We start from the raw sequence: 19,452 nt of genomic DNA, 5'->3' as shown, positions 1-19,452 counted from the left end.
CCGCTCATTCACAATGCCGGAATCATGGCAAGCGATGGCTGGTCATCGACGATGAAGTATCCGATCGTTTTGCCGTCGATGGTTTGGACATGCAAAACGGTTCCCGGATGCGTGCCGAAAGCCTTCTGCCACCCGGCCTCCAGCGTTCCGAACGACCGCGCCCGGCCCTCGGCGTCGATCCACCAGACATCGACCGGTTGCCCCGCACGGTTGGCAATGATCACGTCAACCGTGGCCTCGCCCGGCTTTGATTCGGGCAACGCTCCGTCGCCGATCGGGTTCCAGGAAAGTACAGGCAATGACGCGGTGTTGTCACTTCGGTAATTCGCGAAGGTTTCAGGCACGAATTGCTGCAGCCGCCGGATTTCTGCGTTGTGCTCGGGGCGTTCCGCAAGGTTCTCCCATTCATGGGGATCCTTCGCGATGTCGTACAACTCGTGGTCGCCGTTGCCATACCGGATGTACCGCCAGCGTTCACCGCTGATTGCCAGATTTCCGGGTCGGTTCAGGAAGGTCAGCGACGCATGGGGCCAATCGGACTGTGGATCCTTCAAAAGTGGCACCAGACTCGGTCCATCATTGCCTTCTTTCGCTGGCAGCCCGGCCAAGTCCGTCAGTGTGGGATAAAGGCTAAGCAAGTTCACCGGACGACTGCACACCGCACCGGCCCGCGTTCCATCGGGCAAAGCCGAAACGCCCGCCGGAACACGCACGATCAACGGAACAAGAGTGCAGACGCGCCAACCTGTGTACTTTTGCCAGTGATGCTTTTCACCCAAGTGCCAACCATGATCGCTCCACAAAACGACGATCGTGTTGTCTCGATTCGGACCGTTCGCCAAAGCGTCCAACACTCGACCGACCATCGCATCGGCAAAATGGATCGATGCCAGATAACCTTGAATCGCCCGCTTCCATTGCCCATGCTTGCGAATGTGTGCGAAGTAGCGATTCGGTCCACGCGACTTGCCTGACGGTGGCAGATCATCCAGATCGTCTTCGCGATACCCCGGCGGCAACTGAATGTCGTCCAACAGAAACGGCCGAAAGTATTTTTCCGGTACAAACCAGGGTTCATGTGGTCGGTAAATCCCACAAGCCAAAAAGAATGCCTGATCGTGTTGCCTGGAAAGCTGCTGCCCGATCCACTCGGAAACCGACCAATCACCGCCAAATGCTTCGCCTGTCACATCCAGCGCCGCCCAGTCGGTTTCGATGTACTGCCAAGGTCCACCAACAGGCAAACTGACCGGACGATTCTTGGGATAGAACGTGCGTGGGAACGGATTTTCGGTTTCCTTGGGTGGAAAATAATCGTCCCACGAATCGGCATCGGTGAAGTAATGCAAGATCTTTCCAGATCCGGCCGACCAATACCCGTGACGTGAAAAGTACTTGGGCAACAATTCGGCGTCGGGCATCATCTGGCGCATCTTTTGTCGATTGTCATACAGCCCCGACACGTGCGGCGAGATGCCCGACAAAATCGCACCACGCGACGGATTGCATGCCGGTGCGGGACAATGAGCGTTACTGAATAACTGGCCGCTGGCCGCCAGGCGGTCGATATTCGGCGTCAACGTTTGCGGATGTCCGCCCAGACAGCCGATCCAATCATTCAAATCATCAACGGCGATAAACAGAACGTTCGGCCGCGCTGCTTCAACCGATCGGCCTCCCAAACAACAGGTCGTGAATGCCCAACCCAAAAGCCACAGATTCAAAAACGAAGCAATTTTCATCGGCGCGGTTTCTCACATGTTTTCGAATCAGCGAGCCGCCAAAATTCGTCCGATCGCAGTCAACGCTGACTTGACGGATGAGCCCGGGAACCCCGCTTGCGAATCAAGACATCACTTTCGGATGACCACTGTTCGTGGCGGCCAACACGGTGAATGAATTTCATGAATGGATCCGTCGCGACTTTCCGCCACATAAACGCCACCGATGCGGGCATTCAATGTGATCGAATCGCCCGGTGCCAGGGTTCGCTTGACGGCTCGTCGACCGGTGGGTTTGCTCGCCTGCAGAAAGATGTCCCCGTCCGTCCGATTCTCAAAGGTGAATTCGACCTGCCAACGTCCGGGCCCGGACGGGCTGGTGTGCACGGCAGGCGTCAAACTCAATTTTCTCGGCGGGTGTTGCGACTGCAATTGTTCGCTCAGCTTCGCCAATAACGACGGATCAACCTCTTCCGCGATGTTCTTCGCTTCCGGCGTTCCCAAGTTCGGCTGAAATCCGCCCTGATCGCCAGCGGCTTGATGATCATACAGCTCTTGATCTTTCAATTCCCCGGTCGCAAAGTCGCGCCATTCGATGTAGCGATACCGGTCGGTTCGCATCGAATACCCCATGTACTCGGTGTCCTCATAACGGCGGTAGTACTGACTCAATACGGATGAATGGACCGTCGCGTCTGGATCACGCAGAATCGGGACCAAACTTTTGCCTTCGACAAAGTCGGGGATCTCCACCCCGGCCAATTCACAAAGGGTCGGAAACAAATCCAGCAATTCAACCAGCGATTCGGTGCACTGCCCGTCGTTGTTTAACCCAGGTGCAGAAATAATCAGTGGCACACGAGCATCAATCTCATAGTTGGTCATCTTTCCCCAACCACGATACTCCCCAAGCTTCCAGCCATGATCGCTCCACAAAACGACAATGGTATTTTCTCGCAAACCTTCTTCGTCCAACGCCTTCAACAGTCGCCCAATTTGCGCGTCAATGTAGCTGACACAGGCGTGATAACCATGAACTAATCGCCGAGCTTTGTCGGCGGCCAAATCGTCAGTGTCCCAGGGTTTGGGCATGTCGATCAGATCAACATAGTGTGACAATTCACTGTTGTTGTGAATCGCATACGGCGGCGCCCCCTCCGGTGTTGCCTGACCTGCCAACACGGGCAATTCCTCCGAATCGTACAGGTCCCAATATTTTTTCGGCGCGACAAACGCAAGGTGAGGCCGGATGTAGCCCATGGCCAAGAAGAACGGCTGTTTCGACTTGGCTAACCGTCGCATGTCTTCGATGCACAAATCCGTTCTGGCCCCATCCAGCAATTCACTGTCCGGCAAATCGGGCGCCGACGTCGCCAACGCACGCAAATTGTTCTTACGCCAGTCGTTCGCGGGCAGCTTTTCCATGGCCTGGCGCACAACGTCGCGGGTACCATCGGGATAGACATAAGGCAGCGAAGGCAAACTGCGAACTGGTTCGCTCCAAGATTGTGGGTCCGGCGTCGGATTATGAAAGATCTTGCCATGACCGACCGCGGTGTACCCGAACCGTCGCAACCACTGTGGCAATGTGACCGCATCCGGTTTCGCCTCGCGAAAATGGATCGGCAGCGTCCAAACGCCCAACGTGTCGGGACGCAATCCGGTCATCAAACTGGCTCGCGACGGATTGCACACGGCAACCTGACAATAGGCGCGATTGAAACGCATTCCACTTTCCGCCAAACCATCGATATTCGGACTGATCGCGTGGGCATCTCCATAACAACCAAGCGTTGGACGCAGGTCATCGACCGCAATGAATAAGACATTGGGTTTTCGACTCGCTTCCAAGCCCACATCCGACACCGCAGCATCGATTTCCGGTCCGATGGCCATCAACGATCTGGCGGTGCGAAAATAGATCGTCCCGGCGGAGATTGCGGGGGTGGCCAGACAAGAATCGCCCAGCGGATTCTTTGCCAACAGTTTGTATTCCGGCCCCGCGGCAATCACATACACGGTGCCGTCTTCCGACGTGCAGTAGATCTTGTCGTTTGCTGCCACCAGAGACGACACCACATAAGCGCCACTGTCCAGTCGCTTTTCGTAAAGCTTCTCTCCTGTGTTCGCATGAAAACAGCGCAGCACGCCGTTGGAATGCCCCAAATACAGGTAGCCCCCGACGACGACAGGCGTCGACATATAGGAGCCCCCCTTTTCCACACGCCAAACCAACCCCGCGTCTTGGGGCGACACCGAATCGGTCAGATTCCCCTTGGCGTCGGTGCGGACCGCGATCACAGGCGAAGGGCCGCCGTGTGCACTGGTAATGTAGATTCGATCATTCGCGACAAAGGGGGTAGGGATTGGGTTGTCGCCTCCCCCTTCGATACGCCAAACCTCATCACCGGTTTGTAAATCGTAGGCGACGATCCAAGGGAACCCGTTGACAACCACCTGAGCACGCCCGTCGACTTCATGAATCAGGGGTGTGCCCCAACTGCGTTCGCAGACCTCGTCACGATCGCGACGCCAGATGGGCTCACCATCCTTCAAGTCGACGGCGATAATGTGCGGATGATCGGGATCATCGCAGACCAATACGATGTGTCCATCATGGATCACCGGCGAACTGGCGTAGCCCCAACCGATGCCATACTTGCTGACATCCACAATGCCCAGATCCTTCTTCCATTTCAATTCGCCGTTCAGGTCATAGCAGTACAGGCCTTCGGAACCGAAGAACGCCACCACATTGTCTGCGCTGACCGCAACGGTGGTATTCGCGTGCGTTGCCTTGGCATGTCGCGTTGCCTTGGGAACTCCCTGATAGACCGTTTTCCGCCAAAGTTCTTCGCCGGTGTTCTTATCGAAGCAAAGCAACATCCACTTTTGTTCGCTGTTGTCATCTGCCGCGTTCGTATTGCCAGCACGACCAATCTGAAGAGGGACATCCCCGTCGGTCGCCACCGCAGTCGCAACAAAAAGACGGTCGCCAACGATCACCGGACATGAATGCCCCAGTCCCGGGACCGCGGACTTCCACAACACCGATGGGTCATCGAGATCCGTCGCATCCCACTGCACCGGCGTCTCATATCCGTTGGCAACACCTTGGGCCCCGGAACCACGAAAACTGGGCCAGTCGGTTGTTCCAGATTCTGCACCGACAGGTACGCTGAACAACAATGTCAACAAGACCAAAGATTTTGAACGAACCATGCTTGGGATCAGATGCGTCATTGCCTTGCCGGTTGATTGACGAAGATTTGGTTCTGCTGGTCCGAATTGGCGATGGCGATGTCGGGGTAACCGTCACCAGAAAAATCACCGACACACAATCCGTACGTTGCCGATTGCTCCGGCCCGAAAGATTGCGTGACAAAACGTCGTGCGTTGTCGCGATTGTAGCAAACCACATTGGGTTGCCCCTGATTGCCCGCCACGATGTCGGGGAGGCCATCCCGATCAAGATCTGCAACGGCGATACAAAACGTTTGCCCGTCTTGGCGGCCAATCTTGATTTCACGCGTCACTCCCCCGGTGCCGTCGCCCAGGAAAACCACATTGGCGGCACCAATGTTTCCGACGACCCAATCCATATGACCATCGCCGTCGAAATCGGCCGTCGCGACCGCACGGCTTGATTCCGCTGTGCCAAATGCAATGGGCGCACCAAATCGTACGGTGTCCTTCTCTAAATTACCGGGATCTTCGGCAAGCAGGATCGTGTTGGGTTGATCGTCACGATTCGCAAGGATCAGGTCCAATCGTCCATCTTCGTTTAGATCAACGACGGCCACGTCGATGGTGGAATCCTCACGTGTCCCAAAATCCAAAGCGTGCTGGAAATCGGCCGAACCGTTGTTCAGATAGATCGGATTGGCGCTTCCGCGACAGGTCAAAATCAAATCCATATCTTGATCGCCGTCGATGTCCGCGATGCTCAGACTGCGAACGCTTCGGGGCTGGCCCAGGTTCGTGTGAAATTGAAACCGACCGGTGCCATCATTCAAGAACACCCGCGACGGCGCCTGGTCATTGCCGACCGCCACGTCCAAGTCGCCATCGCCATCCAGATCAGCTAATTCACATGCATAACTGGTACACAGGTCACGCCCCAATGGACGCGCCACGTTGAACCTTGCCCGCGTTTGATTCAGGAAAATCAGATTTTGTCCCGGCCAGTGCCGACCGTTGGCCACAACGAGGTCGACATCATCGTCGCCGTCCACATCCCCGGCACGCACCGATGCCGATCGATTGGCTTGCACGCCGATCAGCAATCGAGAACTCGACACGAACACGCGATCTTGCGCAACGGCAAGATCGGCGTGCCCCCAAGCGGTCCACAAAAACAACGCCGCAAGAACGTCCGTTCGCCCGAACGGACGTTCTGTGATCCGCCCAACCAACACTCGCATGCGATACTCCACCGATCCTTAATGTAACGCGGGGTGATCCGCCAGCTTAACCATCAACTTCGATCCGTGTCGGCACATCCGCGTCACTTCGGCCCTGGCGGAAGGTTTTGGTTCAAATACCGTGTCAGCAACTCGAACAGATGCCGCGTCGTTCCTTTGCCTTCGCTGATGCTGTGACTGCGATTCGGATACGCCATCATGCTGAAGGGCTTGTGATGTTTGACCAATTCATTGATCAACATCTGGCAATTCTGATAGTGGCAATTGTCGTCCCCCGTTCCATAAACAAGCAGCAAATTGCCCTTCAACTGGTGTGCGAACGTGATGGGGGACCCATTTTTGTATCCCTGTTGATTGTCGTCCGGCAGCCCCATGAATCGCTCTTGATACAGCGTGTCATAGTTCTGCTGGTCGCTGACAAAGGCGATCGCCATGGCCGTGTGATAGAGATCGGGATAGCGGAAGATCGCATTCAGACTCATCGATCCTCCGCCACTCCAGCCCCAGATGCCGACGCGATCGGCGTCAATGAAACTCCATTGTCGGGTCATGGCGCGGACCGCGGCGGCCTGATCGGACGATGCCAGGATGCCAATTTGTCGATAGACCGATTTTCGCCATGCTCGTCCACGTGGTGCCGGGGTGCCGCGATTGTCGATGCTGACCACCACATACCCTTGTTCGGAAATCATGCGATGCCACAAGTTTCGCTTTCCGCCCCATCGATCCAGCACGGACTGAGCCGCAGGTTCACCGTAAACGAAGATGAACAATGGATACTTGCGACTTGGGTCAAAGTCCGCGGGCTTCAAACACCAGCCATCCAAGGCGACTCCATCGCCGATATCGATCTGAAAGAACTCCGTGGTTCCTCGATCGACTTTGGCAACGGCGGCATTCAAGTCCGCGTTGTCTTCCAAGACGCGAACGGACTGATGGCCGGGCAAGCGAACCAGATCAATCACGGGCGGCTGGTCAAAGCTGGAAAACGTGTGAATGGCCCACCGCGCATCATCCGAAATCTGGTAGCTGTGGGTTCCCCTCTGATCACCGGGAGTCAACGATTGGATTTCCCCGGTTCCATCCAGCGATGCGCGAAAAAGATATCGCTGCCCCGCGTTATCGGGAGACGCGATGTAATAGACCCAACCACCATGGTCATCAATCTTGACCACCCGAATCACATCGAATTCACCCGGTGTCAGCAAGGTCATCTGCTTTCCGTCGGCGGACACCCGATAAAGGTGCCGCCAACCGTCGCGTTGGCTGGTCCAGGTAAATCGCTCCCCCTCATCGATCCACTTCATGTCGTCGTGGACATCGACCCATGCGTCGTCCTTTTCCACCAAGATGGTCTTCAGCGGACTGACGACAACCGTGCCGCCCGCATCACACGTCACATCGCAGACCATCAATTGGTTTGTGTTCTGCAAGCGGTTCAATCGCTGCAAGACGATCCGGTTGGTCCTAGGAATCCAGTCCATTCGCGGAACATAGTTGTCTCTCAAGTCACCCGGAAGACTCACCCATTGCGTTTCACCTCCATCGACACTGACCACCCCGATCCGGCATGCCGAATTGGTTTCGCCCACCTTGGGATACTTGTAGCTGGTGATTTCCGGATAACGTGACTTCGTATAATTGATCAGCTGAAATTCTTTGACACCGTCGGTATCAAAATTCCAAAAAGCGATAAACTTCCCATCGGGGCTGAAACGCCAACCATCCCGGACACCAAACTCTTCTTCATAAACCCAATCCGCCGTCCCGTTGATGATGGTTTCGGAACCCGTGTTCGTCAGTCTTGAAATTTCCATCGATTCCAAATCTTGCAAATACAAGTTGTTTCGATAGACGTAACCCACGTGCTTCCCGTCGTGCGAAAACTTGGCGAACATCATCCGCGATTCATCGGCGTCACCGCCCAACTTTCGCAATCGTTTCGCTGCAATGTCAAACGACCAGTAGTCGCCCCGAGTTTCTTGCCGCCAAACTTTCACCGAATTGGTATAGATCAACAGTTTGGTCCGGTCGTCGGACCAAGCGTAGTTCTTGATTTCTAGCGGCTTTTCTTGGTCCTTGGGAATCAGATCGGTGGCGGAAACCAGAACCGACCGATCACCGCCGCCGGGATCGTAGGCGACGATGTCTTTTCGGCCTTTGTGGTCGGGTGACTCCTCCAGCGTTGTGTAGCCACCACCTTGACGGAGCCAACGAGCCGGCCCAAACGACTTACTTTTAAAATCGCCGCCCGCATAAATCCTCTGCACGGTCAATCGGGACTGGTCCAAGTCCTTGCGAACGTCGCCCGTGGTCGATTCCTCTTCATCGGCTCGTCCGACCGAGAGCCCACCGAACACAATCAACGCGATGCACAGCATCCGAAAAAGATGCATCATCGGCGAACGTCCTTTCCAAGCCATCAAGTTTTCCCAACAATGTCAGTGATTGTCGACGTTGCCAAACGAATCAATGCGACGAAACTCACGGCTGTCTTGCGCTTTCTTCTTCAACAACGTCCCAAACTTCTCTCGCGTCGGGCGACAGTTTACCACGCCACTGACCATCGTTCTTACGACGCATCCCAACGGCATCCTCGCGGGCACTATGCTGTGAAGTAGAAAGGCTTCCCTGGGGCGATTTGGTGGCCCACGCCTTTTCACTTCATCGTTCGCTTCCAGCGAAATCTTCAAACGAGAGCCATCCATGTACAGTATTCCGATGCGTGCAACGTTCCTGGGGCTGATCGTCCTCAGCCTCTCTTGCTCACATGCGTCGGCGGTTCAGTTCCCGCTGCGGGTCAGTCACAACGGTCGGCATTTGGTCGATCAGCAGGGAACCCCCTTCTTCTTTCTATGTGACACCGCCTGGATGCTGAACGAAGCGACCACGTTGGAACAGGCCAAGTTTTACCTGGACAACTGTGCGGAAAAGGAGTTCTCCGTTGTTCACGCGGCAATCTATTTCGACGGGCCCTTTGATCGCACCAAGATCACTGATCCCGACCTTGATCACTTTCAGAAGATCAAAGACACCGTCGCCTACGCACGGAAGAAGGGAATCGCCGTGAATTTGATCCCTGCGTGGATGGGATGGCGAGGCGAATCATGGGGAACTCTGTTCACGGATCTCAGCCAGACCGAGATCGAAAACTACGCCACCTTTGTCGCGAATCAGTTTCGTGAATTTGACAACGTCATCTATTCAGTCGGCGGCGACTATAACCCGGATTTTGATCCGCGAACGAAACAGCGCGTCGCGAATTACCTGAAAGGCTTTGAGATCGGAAACTGGATGGGGCACGCGCTGAAACGCACGCATCCACAGGCTCTTTGCATGTACTTTTCACAGGGCGGATACCCCAGCTCCCAGTTCTTTGGCAAAGAATCGTGGTGCGATTTCCATTTCGTCCAGTTCAAGGACGCCAATCATGCCCAGCAATATCGGCTGATCAAACGAGATTACGAGTTTCAACCCACCAAGCCGACCTACTTGGGCGAGTTTGCCTATGAGTACCGCTTCGAGGGTCAGCGGTGGCCGAAGACCACACCGCTACAGATACGGCGATCGGCGTATTGGGCGATGACCAGCGGCGCATGCGGTTACACGTACGGCCGACGAGGCCTTTGGCACTTCCATTCAAAAGCGCCGTACAAAGTGCATCAACCGTGGCAGGACCTGATGGAATGTGACCTATCCCCCGGTCGTTGTCACATGACACATTTCGCACGAATGTTCAAAGGTTTGGATTGGCACCGGTTGGAACCTTATCACGTCAACAATCTTGTCACCATGGGCGCCGACGAAGGCACGACCGATTTCACCAGCAGCGCGATCGCCCGTGATGGCAGTTTTGCGGTTGCCTATTTCCCGACTCAGAAAACTTCGACGATTGATCTGAGCAAACTCACCGGCGAACAGATCGAAGCCCAGTGGTTTGATCCGGTCAGCGGCCGGTACCACAACGCTGCTGGATCCCCGTTTGACCGGGTCCAGGTCCCGATCACTCCGCCTGGTGAGAATTCGGAAGGTTCGACGGATTGGGTGTTAATTCTTCAAAGTGTTCTGGATGTGGAGGACTGAATGCTGGCGCATCCAGCTACGGTTGTGGACGGTGGCAGTGTGGCGGCGCAACACCGCAAGGGTTTCAGTAGCTAAAGTCCACGTCCTGCCACCAGCGTGCTTTGTAAAAGCGTGCACCATCAACCCGGAAGCTGGTCGGCGTCCCTTTTGGATTCACCATTCGAATGGAATCACTTTGAAAACTGGCCCCGATTTCTGTTCTTTCGGGATCACTGATCCAGATGGTGCCGTCGGAATGCTGACTTGCGCTCTTGATCGAATCCAAGTCGGACAACAGGTCAAACCGTTCGCTTTCCAAATCAAAAGCGAACAATGCATCGTTGTTGCTGACCAACAGTTTGGCTTCGCTGCGGCAGGGGAACAGATCGTGTCCCGTCGGCGAAAGCGGCAAATCAAACGCCCGGTCAAGTGAAAGGTTTCCGCTGCGGTAGTGGTACCGATAAAGCCGATCGCCCAAAGCCCAAAGGCAATCACGGTGCTTGTCCCAGGTGATCCCGTGAGCGTACGGCAATTCGTGGTCAACGAAGTCGTCGGCGGAACGATGCAATCGCAGCATCCCGTGATTGCTGTTCACACTGACAATCAATCCATCGGGCAACAGTTCCGCGGAATGGCAACTGCTGTACGAAGGATAATCCTTGATCACCTTGGCATCAGGGAATCGAATCAGCCGCACGCGACCGTGATAGGCGATCAGGATCATGACCGTATCATCCATCACCACACGCTTGGCATCCGTGGGGACATACTGCATCGGCGGATCGTCAGCCGCCGGATAGCTCCACAACAACGCGGATTCACCATCCGCAGCGAAGGGATCGACCAAACACACGCGATTGTCCGCTTGGTCGGCACACACAATTGCCGGGACATCGGTCGAGATCACCTGGCTACGGATTGGTTCGGCCGGCGTTTGCGCTACAGCAACGCCGACCGGAAGGCAGAGAAGGATCGCAACAAAACTTTTCATAACACAGTATTCCCGACTCGGCCGGATTCGCTCCAACGGTTTGGTTTCTGATCGTGACAGTGTCTCGATCGCCTCCCACGTCGACAACCGTTCGATCCGGCTTCCGCGAAAGATCAACCGGTATGGGAGCATCCCTGGTCAGCCCCCACGTTCCCCTGACCGATGGCATACACTTGGCGATTGTCGCGAACAGCTGACGCCCGAACACTCCCCCGACCGGAATCGAATCCCATGACAAACCCTTCGATATGCCGAGTGATTTTGGTGGTCGTTCTGGCCGTCTGGTGTGGATTCGCGAACGGCGAAGAACGCCCCAGGCTGGCCGTTTTAACGGACATCGGTGGCGACCCCGATGATACCCAGTCGCTGGTTCGATTGATGGTGTATGCCAACGAATTTCAGATCGAAGCGATCGTTGCCAGTGCATCGGGCACACCCGGCGAGCTTAAGAAGTCGATCACACGCACGGACCTGATTCTGGAGATCATTGATGCTTACGACCGCGTGCTTCCGAATCTGAAGCGGCACGATGGCGGTTGGCCGACGGCAGACACATTGCGTGGTGTCGTTCGTTCGGGCAATCGTTTTCGAGGGCTTGAACACATCGGTGACTCGCATGACACGGACGGATCAAAGTGGCTGATCCAGTGCGTCGATGCCGGTTCGATGGACCGCCCACTGAACATCGCGATCTGGGGCGGGCAAACCGATTTGGCGCAGGCACTCTGGCGGGTCAAGCAGGATCGTGGGATGGATGGTCTGGCCGCTTTCGTCAAGAAGTTCCGCGTCTATGACATCGCCGATCAAGACCGGATCGCCGATTGGATGCGGAAGACGTATCCGGGGATGCACTACGTTTTGTCAAAGGCTTCCCCGGGACAAGACAAACGCACCGCCACGTTTCGCGGGATGTATTTGACGGGGGACGAATCGCTGACCAGTCGTCGTTGGATCGACGAACATGTTCGGTCACGCGGGGCCCTGGGGGAAAAGTACCCGACCAAGACTTGGACGGCCCCGAATCCACACGGTTGCCTGAAAGAAGGCGACACACCGTCGTGGCAGTTCTTCTTGCCGCTCGGTGGCAATGATCCGTCCGATCCGACGCAACCCGGATGGGGCGGTCAATTCCAGCGTGAACCCGACGGATGGTACCGCGACCTGACCGCCACCGATTCGGTGGATCCCCGAACAACGGTCAGCCGACACCGCGTCGCGATCCAAAACGACTTCGCCAAACGCATGCGTTGGTGCCAACCGTAGCCAAAAGGGGACGGGGTTCTTTTCAGAGCGGAGCGTCAGCGGGCCGGCGTTAAGCCGACCCGCATGAACAATGATCCACGAAAGTGCCTGAGGCGTTCAGACAGACGACTTTCGTCGTCGACGCCAGACAGCGGCGCCTCCGCACAACCCCAACAGAGCAAACGACGACGGTTCGGGAACGGCCGCGACTGTGCTGAACTGCAAGTCGTAGCTTCGAGCAACAATGCTGCCGCCGGTACCGCCGGAGTTATCAAACAAGACGGTGGAAGTTGGTGCGAAATCGATCCCCCTCGTCACAAACTCGAAGGCGCCCGTGTTTGCGGTTGTCAAATTGACGGTGGTTCCATTGATGTCAACGTTTCGCTGAAAATCGCCGTTTCCGCCAAGCCCTGCGTTTGCGCCGACAAAACCATCGAACACGATGGTATCGCCGAAGTCGGTCGTGGTGCCTGAAACACTGCTTACCGAAAGAGTGACGTTGTTCAGGCTTCCGAACCCTGTATCGATTCCTTGTCCCCAAGCACGTTGCGAACCACCGCCGCCCGCCGCGGTCAGCGTGAAGGTGACCGAGTCGTTCGCGGTCGAATCGCCGTCAAGATCCAGATTGGAATACGTCAGCTGAATGTTCAGAGGATCAGCGACTGTAGTGCCCGAAGGGGCCACATCATTGATCGTCACTGCAGAGATATTCGGATCATGACCGAACACGCCGGTTCCACGCACGTCGAGTGCCGTGATATTCACCAGCGCTGCGTTTGCCTGTGAGCCAACCGCTGCTAGAGCCAATAGAAGAGAAAATGCCGTCAGTCGTTTCATAAAATGTCTCCGGGGGATGCTGTTGGGAGCCGCCGAATTTGCATCAACCTGGTGCAGGCTGTCCCCACACCAAATGCATCGCTGATGCGTTGCTTTTCAAAATGAACGCCTTTTCGAACGGCCGTCGCCCTTCACGAAATAAACACCTGAGCTAAGCCAGGCAGCAAAACTGTTAACACTTTACTTGGCTTGGGGGTCCGCAAACTCTGCGTATTCTTTGCGTTTTCCCTTATTTCAATTCCCAAAATGAGCATTCAATGCTGCCTAAGCATTGAGACGCGAGAAGGCACCACCCTTTGTGGTCAAAAAAACCACCCCCGAAGGAACTGCTTTGGAGATGCGAAATTGAGCCAAACGCTGCGGTCGATGCTTGCTGGTTAACGCAGAATGGAAACAAGGGACAACCAGAGTGGAGGTGCGTTCCCCCAAAAGATGTCTGGTCACCGGACCCGCCCCGCAAAGTCCATTTGATGCCGTGAATGACGGGGTTTCATGGGACCGTACGCTGCGTTTCTAGGTGCCGGCAAGATCGGTCGCATCGACAACAAGGGAATTGGACTGGACACCACATATCCGCCTTAGCGAATATACAAACCATATCCGCCAAGGCGGATATACGGATTCAATGCCGTCGCCGGCCGTTCCCCAAGCCCCGGCATTTCGCCGGGAGTTTTCGTTTCAACCAAGCGAAGGATTTCAAATGAAACGCACGACAATTACGACACGTCTTTTGGCCGCTTTCACGGCGGCGGTGCTGTGTCTGGTCTCCGCCGATCCAATTCAAGCGGCCACCGATTCGGCGTCCGAGAGCTTCCCGGAGGGGCCCGCCGGAGTGGCGATGCGGAACGCGGCGGCGAAGGGAAAATACTTGTTCGTCTATTTCTGGAAGCAGGCCGACCAACCAACCCAGACGATGCGGGCCGTTTTCGAAAAGGCGACTGCTCAGATGAACGATGTCGCCGATGCGATCAGTGTGCGAATCACGGATGCCGGCAACGCGGATATCGTGAAGAAGTTCGACGTCAGCCGGGCTCCCATGCCATTGGCACTTGCGATCGCGCCCAACGGTGCAATCACACGTGGCTTGCCGGTCAAGTTCGACGACCAACAGTTGAAAGAAGCCGTGGTCAGCCGCGGAACCTCTCATTGTTTGAAGGCCATGCAAGATCGCAAGTTGGTCCTGCTGTGTGTCAAACATCAGACCGGTCCGAACGATTTTCCCGGCGCTTATGAGTTCACCCAAGACGAACGTTACTCGGCGGCGAGCCAGATCGTTCGTATCGACCCGAGCGATTCATCCGAGCATGGATTCCTGCAATCGCTGAAGATCGACCCGTCGGCCGATCAGGGCGTGATGGTTGTGATGAGTCCTCCCGGCCAACCTGTCGCAACCTTCACCGCCGACGCGACCAAAGATCAGATCATCAAGCGTTTAGCGGCCGCCAGCGCGTCTTGCTGTCCCGGAGGCCAATGTGGTCCTGGTGAATCCTGTTGCCCCGGCGGCAATTGCGAACCCGCCGCGAAATAGGAATTGAAAGGAAGCAACGATCGCCGCCTTCACCTAGGCGTTCGAAACACCGAGACAATCATACGGAGATACAAATCGATGAACCTGAGAAAGCTGGTCTGGCGAGAACTGTTCGAGCGTAAGAGCCAGATGATCACGATCTTTGTCGGAATCCTGCTGGGGATCACGACGGTCATCGCGATCAAAAACATTACTTACTATTCCGAGATGGCCGTCGCGCGAGAGATGGACAGTTTGGGTGCCAACGTGTTGGTGTTGCCCAAGAGCGTGACGCTGCAGGATTACTATTCCGCCGACCTGCACAACGAGACGATTCCCGAGGAATACGCGTTGCGTTTGACCATGTCGAACCTGGCGGGCGTCGACAATCTGTCGCCCAAGCTTTGCGTTCCGGTCGAATTGCAGAGTCGCTCGTTCACGCTGACGGGCATTCTGCCCAAGAGCGAGTTTCAGGCCAAAGCGGCTTGGGGCGGCGCCGGGATCTTTTCGCGGCCGATCGGTTGTGGGGCGATCGACGTCGGCACATCGAATGAGCCCGAAGACAAAAAGACACTCGTTCGCAAACGTGTGATCGACGACTTGGCCACCGATGAAGCGCTGGTGGGTTCCGACACCGCTTCGGTCCTGGGCATATCAGAAGGCCAAACGTTGGAACTGCTGGGGCAACAGTTTTCCGTGGTCGCCGTGCTGCCCGAAACGGGGACGGTCGACGATTCACGCATCTTTGCTCACTTGCACACCGTGCAAGAGATGTCAGGCAAGGACGCCGTAGTCAGCTGCATCGAGATCGTCGGTTGCTGCAAAGAGATCTCTGCCGGCCTGGTCGGCAAAGTCAATGATCTGTTGCCCGATGCCAAGGTCGTCACGGTGGCGCAGGTCGTCGCGACGCAGGCAAAGGTCAACGGGATGATGGAAAAGCTGTCGTTGATCTTTGTTGCCATCATCATCGTGATCGGTGGTGCGGGGATCGCGAATTTCATGTTCGCCAATGTGTATGAACGTCGGCGTGAGATCGGCACATTGATGTCTTTGGGGGCACAGTCCGGTTTGATCCTGCGGATTTTTTTGTTGAAAGCTTTGTTGTTGGGTGTTGCCGGCGGAGTCAGCGGGTTTGTGATTGGCACGACGTTGGCCGTCACGTTGGGGCCGCGGTTGGCCAACGTTCCGGTATTGCCGATGCCCATCCTGGCGTTGTGGGCGATCGGAATCTCGGTCGGCACCACCTTGTTGGCCAGCTATTTCCCGGCCCGCAACGCGGCTCGATTGGACCCCGTCACATCATTCAAGGAGGTTTGAACCATGTTATTGATGCAAAACGTCACGAAGACTTATGAGATGCACCGCCAGAAGGTGGTCGCCTTGGACGATGCCACGCTGGAGATCCCCAGAGGTGATTTCGTTTCGTTGATCGGCCCCAGTGGCAGCGGCAAGAGTTCGCTGTTGGTCATGCTGGGCGGAATGTTGTCGCCGACGTCGGGCCGTGTCTTGCTGAACGGCCAGTCGATGTACGACTTAAACGCCGATGGTCGAGCGCAATTGCGACAGGCCCACATCGGGTTCGTGTTCCAGACCTTCAACTTGATTCCGTATTTGACGGCTCAGGAAAACGTTCAAATTCCGCTGTATCTGTCGGGCACATCGGAAGCCGACCAAGGCGACCGGGCGGCGGAGTTACTGGCGCGAGTCGGCCTGGGTGACCGCTTGGATCACAAGCCGACCGAACTGAGCGTCGGACAACAGCAACGCGTCGCATTGGCCAGGATGTTGGCCAACGACCCGGACGTGATTCTTGCGGACGAGCCGACCGGGAACTTGGATCCGGAAACCGGCGAGCAGGTGATCGAATACTTCGAACAGTTCAATCGCGAAGGCCGAACGATCGTGATGGTGACGCACAACCCCGAAGCAGCCGAACGTGCCAAGCGAGTGCTGAAACTTCGCAACGGCAAAATCATCGACGACCGCGCGTCGTTGCAGTCGTTCGACGCCGCCTAGCGTTGCGGTTGCAACGACTGTTCTGTTGATCTGGTCGCGTTTGCCCCGGTACGATGGTGCTTTAGAACGCATCATCGCGATTTTGGGGAAACGCGACTGTCGATCCGACCAATCGAAAGGCCACTGTGACATGAGCACCACGACGGAATCCCGCTCGGCAGACGACATTCCGATCGTTGCGTTGTCGGAGATCGGCGAGGAAATCAACACCGTGTTCCGGGCGTTTGCCGACGGCACGCGTTTAAGGATTTTGCACCTGCTGGTGGAGGATGAAATCTGCGTCGGCAACTTGGTCAAGATCCTTCAGTTGCCTCAGCCCACCGTGTCGCGTCATCTGGCGTATCTACGCAAAGCTTCGTTGGTGGACGTTCGCAAAGTCGGCCAGTGGTCGCACTATTCACTGGCTCCGGCACGGTCGTGCTTTCAACAAAAGTTGTACGGCTGTCTGACCGACTGCTTTCACGATGTGCCTGAGTTGCAAGACGACAAGCGACGCGCCCGTGAATTGAAAGACAACGGCGGTTGTTGCGATTCCTAGCCAATCGCCGCGAGGTCGACAATCGGGGCGATCGCCTCGTGTCGGTCACCTCGCGGCTTCCATCAGTGATGGCGGTTCCCGCCGATCACATGCCTTCGCTGACAGGCCAGCCGAGGGCACGTTGCAGTTCGAACTGGGCACGATTGTGTCCGACGACTGCGTCCAAATAGGCTTGCTGGGCGGTTTCCAAGGCGACGATCGATTGCAACGCTTCGATCGGCAAACCTTGACCGTCGGCGATTCGGCTGACGTTGCGGTCATAGGAATCTTGGGCGGTCGGAATGGCAGATTGGCAAACGTCGATCTGGCGCGTCCGCATCGTCACCTGGGATGCCGCGGTGCGTACATCGGCGGCGACCTGGTCCATCGTGCGCAGCTTTTCATAGCGTGCTTGCTGGACTTGGGCCGAAGCTCGACGGCGTGCCGCGTGTTCGCCGAAACCAAGGTTACGCGTTTGCCAAACCAACGCGGCATCAAAGTCATAACGGCTGTCGACTTGATCCAAGTTGTTGCCCAAACCACCGCCGAAGCCGCCGGTGCTGAAACCCAACAGAACACTGGGCACGAACGGCGAGAAGCGTTCACGTCGATGGGCTTCACAAGCCTGGGCGACCAATGCCTGGGCCTCCTTCAGTTCCGGACGATTTCTTAGCGCGATCGGAACCAGTGAATTCGTATCATCTGACGGAACTCCAAAATGGACCGGCATGGCCATCGCATCGGTGGGAATCAAATCGCCACCGCCGTCCAGGCTGGCCGCCGCGGCAAGTCGTGCGGCGGCGACGCCCACTTGTTCTTGGGCTTCGAACAATCGGTTCTGGACCATCAGGACCTCGGTCGCCAGACGGTCCGCGTCGGCCTGCAAGCCTTCGCCGGCTTCGGCAAAGTCACGGGTCAGCTTGGACAACCGCTGGGCACGCTGCAACGATTGCTGGACGATCGCCATCCGTTGATGGGCTTGCAACAAATCAGTGTAGGCAACCGCAACGTCGCGCAGTTGGTCATTCATCGTGGCGGTTGCCGCATGACCGTCGGCCCACATGCCACGTTTGGCAATCCGAGGTTGAAAGAGTGCATCGGCCAGGTGGAAACGGGCGACCAGACCGGGCGTCGGTGTGGTGCCCGCACCGGTTGCACCGGCCCCCAATCCGTATTGGAACGAGTTGCGATTGACGTCCACGATCGAACCGTCGCTGGCCTGGTAATGACCATCATGTCGGTGGAACGAAAAACCGGTTTGAATCGTCGGCAGCCACAACGCACGTGCTTGGTCCAATTCGGCGTAGGCTTCTTGGACCCGCCAACGTGCGACGGCCACGGCGGGATGCCGACCACCCACCATCGCCAATACGCTGGGCAGGTTGACGGGCATCACGCCGGCGGAATTGTCGATCAGGATCGGAGCCGAATCATCGGCCAGAACTTGGATGTCGTCGACCAATTCGATGGCCGATGCCTGGCTGGCCTGAATCGGCGAAGTGGTGGCCATTTGCACCGGCGCAGCAGTGGCGAATTCGATGGGCGTTGATGGTGAGGTATCGTCCGCTTCATTGGCCTCAGTGAGCGCGGGCGGCTGGTCGACCGAGACGGCTTGCGGTGCTGGCGAACCGGTGACCGCCGGCTTGTCAAAATCCACCGGCGGCGCCACAGCGACCGGACCGTCGGTTGCGCGTTCGGGTGGCGGGACTCGGCGGGGACTGGCCGCGTGACGAATGGTCTGCCGGGCTGCTGTGGCGAGTTGGGGTGGTTCGCTTTGCGCCGACTTTTCCGATTCGACAGCCGCAACCGATTCGGTGTTGTTGACCAAGCGCACGTCACCCTCGACATCCGCCGAAGGCCCAATCATCTTGGGATCCAGTCTCCGGGGAACGGAGCGATCACTGGCGTTTCCGGCATCGGTTGCCGGATTTTGCACGTCGGTCGCGTCCATCACCGGCACATTGGTGCTGTCGGCGCGATCGTTGAATCCGGGCATAGCCGTGCAACCGGCACACGCCGCAAGATTTGCCAAGGTCAAATACAGCAGTCGTCTCGATTTCATTCGTGGCCTTTGACGGGCGATTGAAGTCGTGTTGAACCTGCGGTTCCGGTTTGCCCGAACGTCGGGATACGGC

General features: G+C 56.6%; 13 protein-coding genes. 6 read left to right on the top strand and 7 right to left on the bottom strand.

Annotated features, from left to right (window positions below):
• Positions 1–8 precede the first annotated feature (8 nt).
• The 4 genes from Mal65_RS08720 to Mal65_RS08705 form a co-directional block, all read right to left on the bottom strand.
• Positions 9–1,742, bottom strand: coding sequence for a sulfatase-like hydrolase/transferase (locus Mal65_RS08720; protein ID WP_145296093.1), 1,734 nt, complete (start codon positions 1,740–1,742; stop codon positions 9–11).
• A gap of 111 nt (positions 1,743–1,853) precedes the next feature.
• Positions 1,854–4,943 carry a sulfatase-like hydrolase/transferase gene (locus Mal65_RS26970; RefSeq protein ID WP_196784696.1) on the bottom strand — a complete coding sequence of 1,030 codons (3,090 nt, stop codon included), beginning with the start codon at positions 4,941–4,943 and terminating at the stop codon, positions 1,854–1,856.
• Between the two features lie 17 nt (positions 4,944–4,960).
• On the bottom strand, positions 4,961–6,022 hold the full coding sequence (locus Mal65_RS08710; protein WP_231131326.1) for an FG-GAP repeat domain-containing protein: 1,062 nt from the start codon (positions 6,020–6,022) through the stop codon (positions 4,961–4,963).
• 206 nt (positions 6,023–6,228) lie between these two features.
• Entirely contained in the window at positions 6,229–8,544 is a 2,316-nt protein-coding gene (locus Mal65_RS08705; protein ID WP_196784693.1) for a S9 family peptidase, read from the bottom strand.
• Positions 8,545–8,851: 307 nt separating this feature from the next.
• On the opposite strand from Mal65_RS08705, the gene Mal65_RS08700 reads away from it, so the two are divergent.
• Positions 8,852–10,228: a glycoside hydrolase family 140 protein gene (locus Mal65_RS08700; RefSeq protein ID WP_145296090.1), complete on the top strand. Its 1,377-nt coding sequence runs from the start codon at positions 8,852–8,854 to the stop codon at positions 10,226–10,228.
• Positions 10,229–10,292: 64 nt separating this feature from the next.
• Here the strand turns inward: Mal65_RS08700 and Mal65_RS08695 are convergent, their stop codons facing one another.
• Positions 10,293–11,114, bottom strand: a complete 822-nt coding sequence (locus tag Mal65_RS08695; RefSeq protein ID WP_196784692.1) for a DUF6528 family protein — start codon at positions 11,112–11,114, stop codon at positions 10,293–10,295.
• 315 nt (positions 11,115–11,429) lie between these two features.
• Here Mal65_RS08695 and Mal65_RS08690 point away from each other — a divergent pair, with 315 nt between their 5' ends.
• Positions 11,430–12,461 (top strand): DUF1593 domain-containing protein, encoded by a 1,032-nt coding sequence (locus Mal65_RS08690; protein ID WP_145296084.1) that lies wholly within the window; start codon positions 11,430–11,432, stop codon positions 12,459–12,461.
• Positions 12,462–12,557: 96 nt separating this feature from the next.
• Here the strand turns inward: Mal65_RS08690 and Mal65_RS08685 are convergent, their stop codons facing one another.
• Complete coding sequence (locus Mal65_RS08685; protein ID WP_145296082.1) at positions 12,558–13,277, bottom strand: PEP-CTERM sorting domain-containing protein; 720 nt, start codon at positions 13,275–13,277, stop codon at positions 12,558–12,560.
• A gap of 700 nt (positions 13,278–13,977) precedes the next feature.
• Between Mal65_RS08685 and Mal65_RS08680 the strand changes: the two genes are divergently transcribed.
• From Mal65_RS08680 to Mal65_RS08665, 4 genes are all read left to right on the top strand, one after another.
• Positions 13,978–14,805 (top strand): hypothetical protein, encoded by an 828-nt coding sequence (locus Mal65_RS08680; protein WP_145296079.1) that lies wholly within the window; start codon positions 13,978–13,980, stop codon positions 14,803–14,805.
• Between the two features lie 78 nt (positions 14,806–14,883).
• Complete coding sequence (locus tag Mal65_RS08675; RefSeq protein ID WP_145296077.1) at positions 14,884–16,101, top strand: ABC transporter permease; 1,218 nt, start codon at positions 14,884–14,886, stop codon at positions 16,099–16,101.
• A 3-nt stretch (positions 16,102–16,104) separates the two neighbouring features.
• Complete coding sequence (locus Mal65_RS08670) at positions 16,105–16,800, top strand: ABC transporter ATP-binding protein (RefSeq protein ID WP_145296074.1); 696 nt, start codon at positions 16,105–16,107, stop codon at positions 16,798–16,800.
• 130 nt (positions 16,801–16,930) lie between these two features.
• On the top strand, positions 16,931–17,338 hold the full coding sequence (locus tag Mal65_RS08665; protein WP_145296072.1) for an ArsR/SmtB family transcription factor: 408 nt from the start codon (positions 16,931–16,933) through the stop codon (positions 17,336–17,338).
• An 85-nt stretch (positions 17,339–17,423) separates the two neighbouring features.
• Here Mal65_RS08665 and Mal65_RS08660 read toward each other — a convergent pair whose 3' ends face one another.
• Positions 17,424–19,379: a TolC family protein gene (locus tag Mal65_RS08660; RefSeq protein WP_196784691.1), complete on the bottom strand. Its 1,956-nt coding sequence runs from the start codon at positions 19,377–19,379 to the stop codon at positions 17,424–17,426.
• Positions 19,380–19,452: the final 73 nt, after the last annotated feature.

The sequence above is a fragment of the Crateriforma conspicua genome, from assembly GCF_007752935.1.
GTDB lineage: Bacteria > Planctomycetota > Planctomycetia > Pirellulales > Pirellulaceae > Crateriforma > Crateriforma conspicua.
Note: the sequence above shows the minus strand (reverse complement) of the source record. Positions and strands in the feature narration are given on the sequence as shown.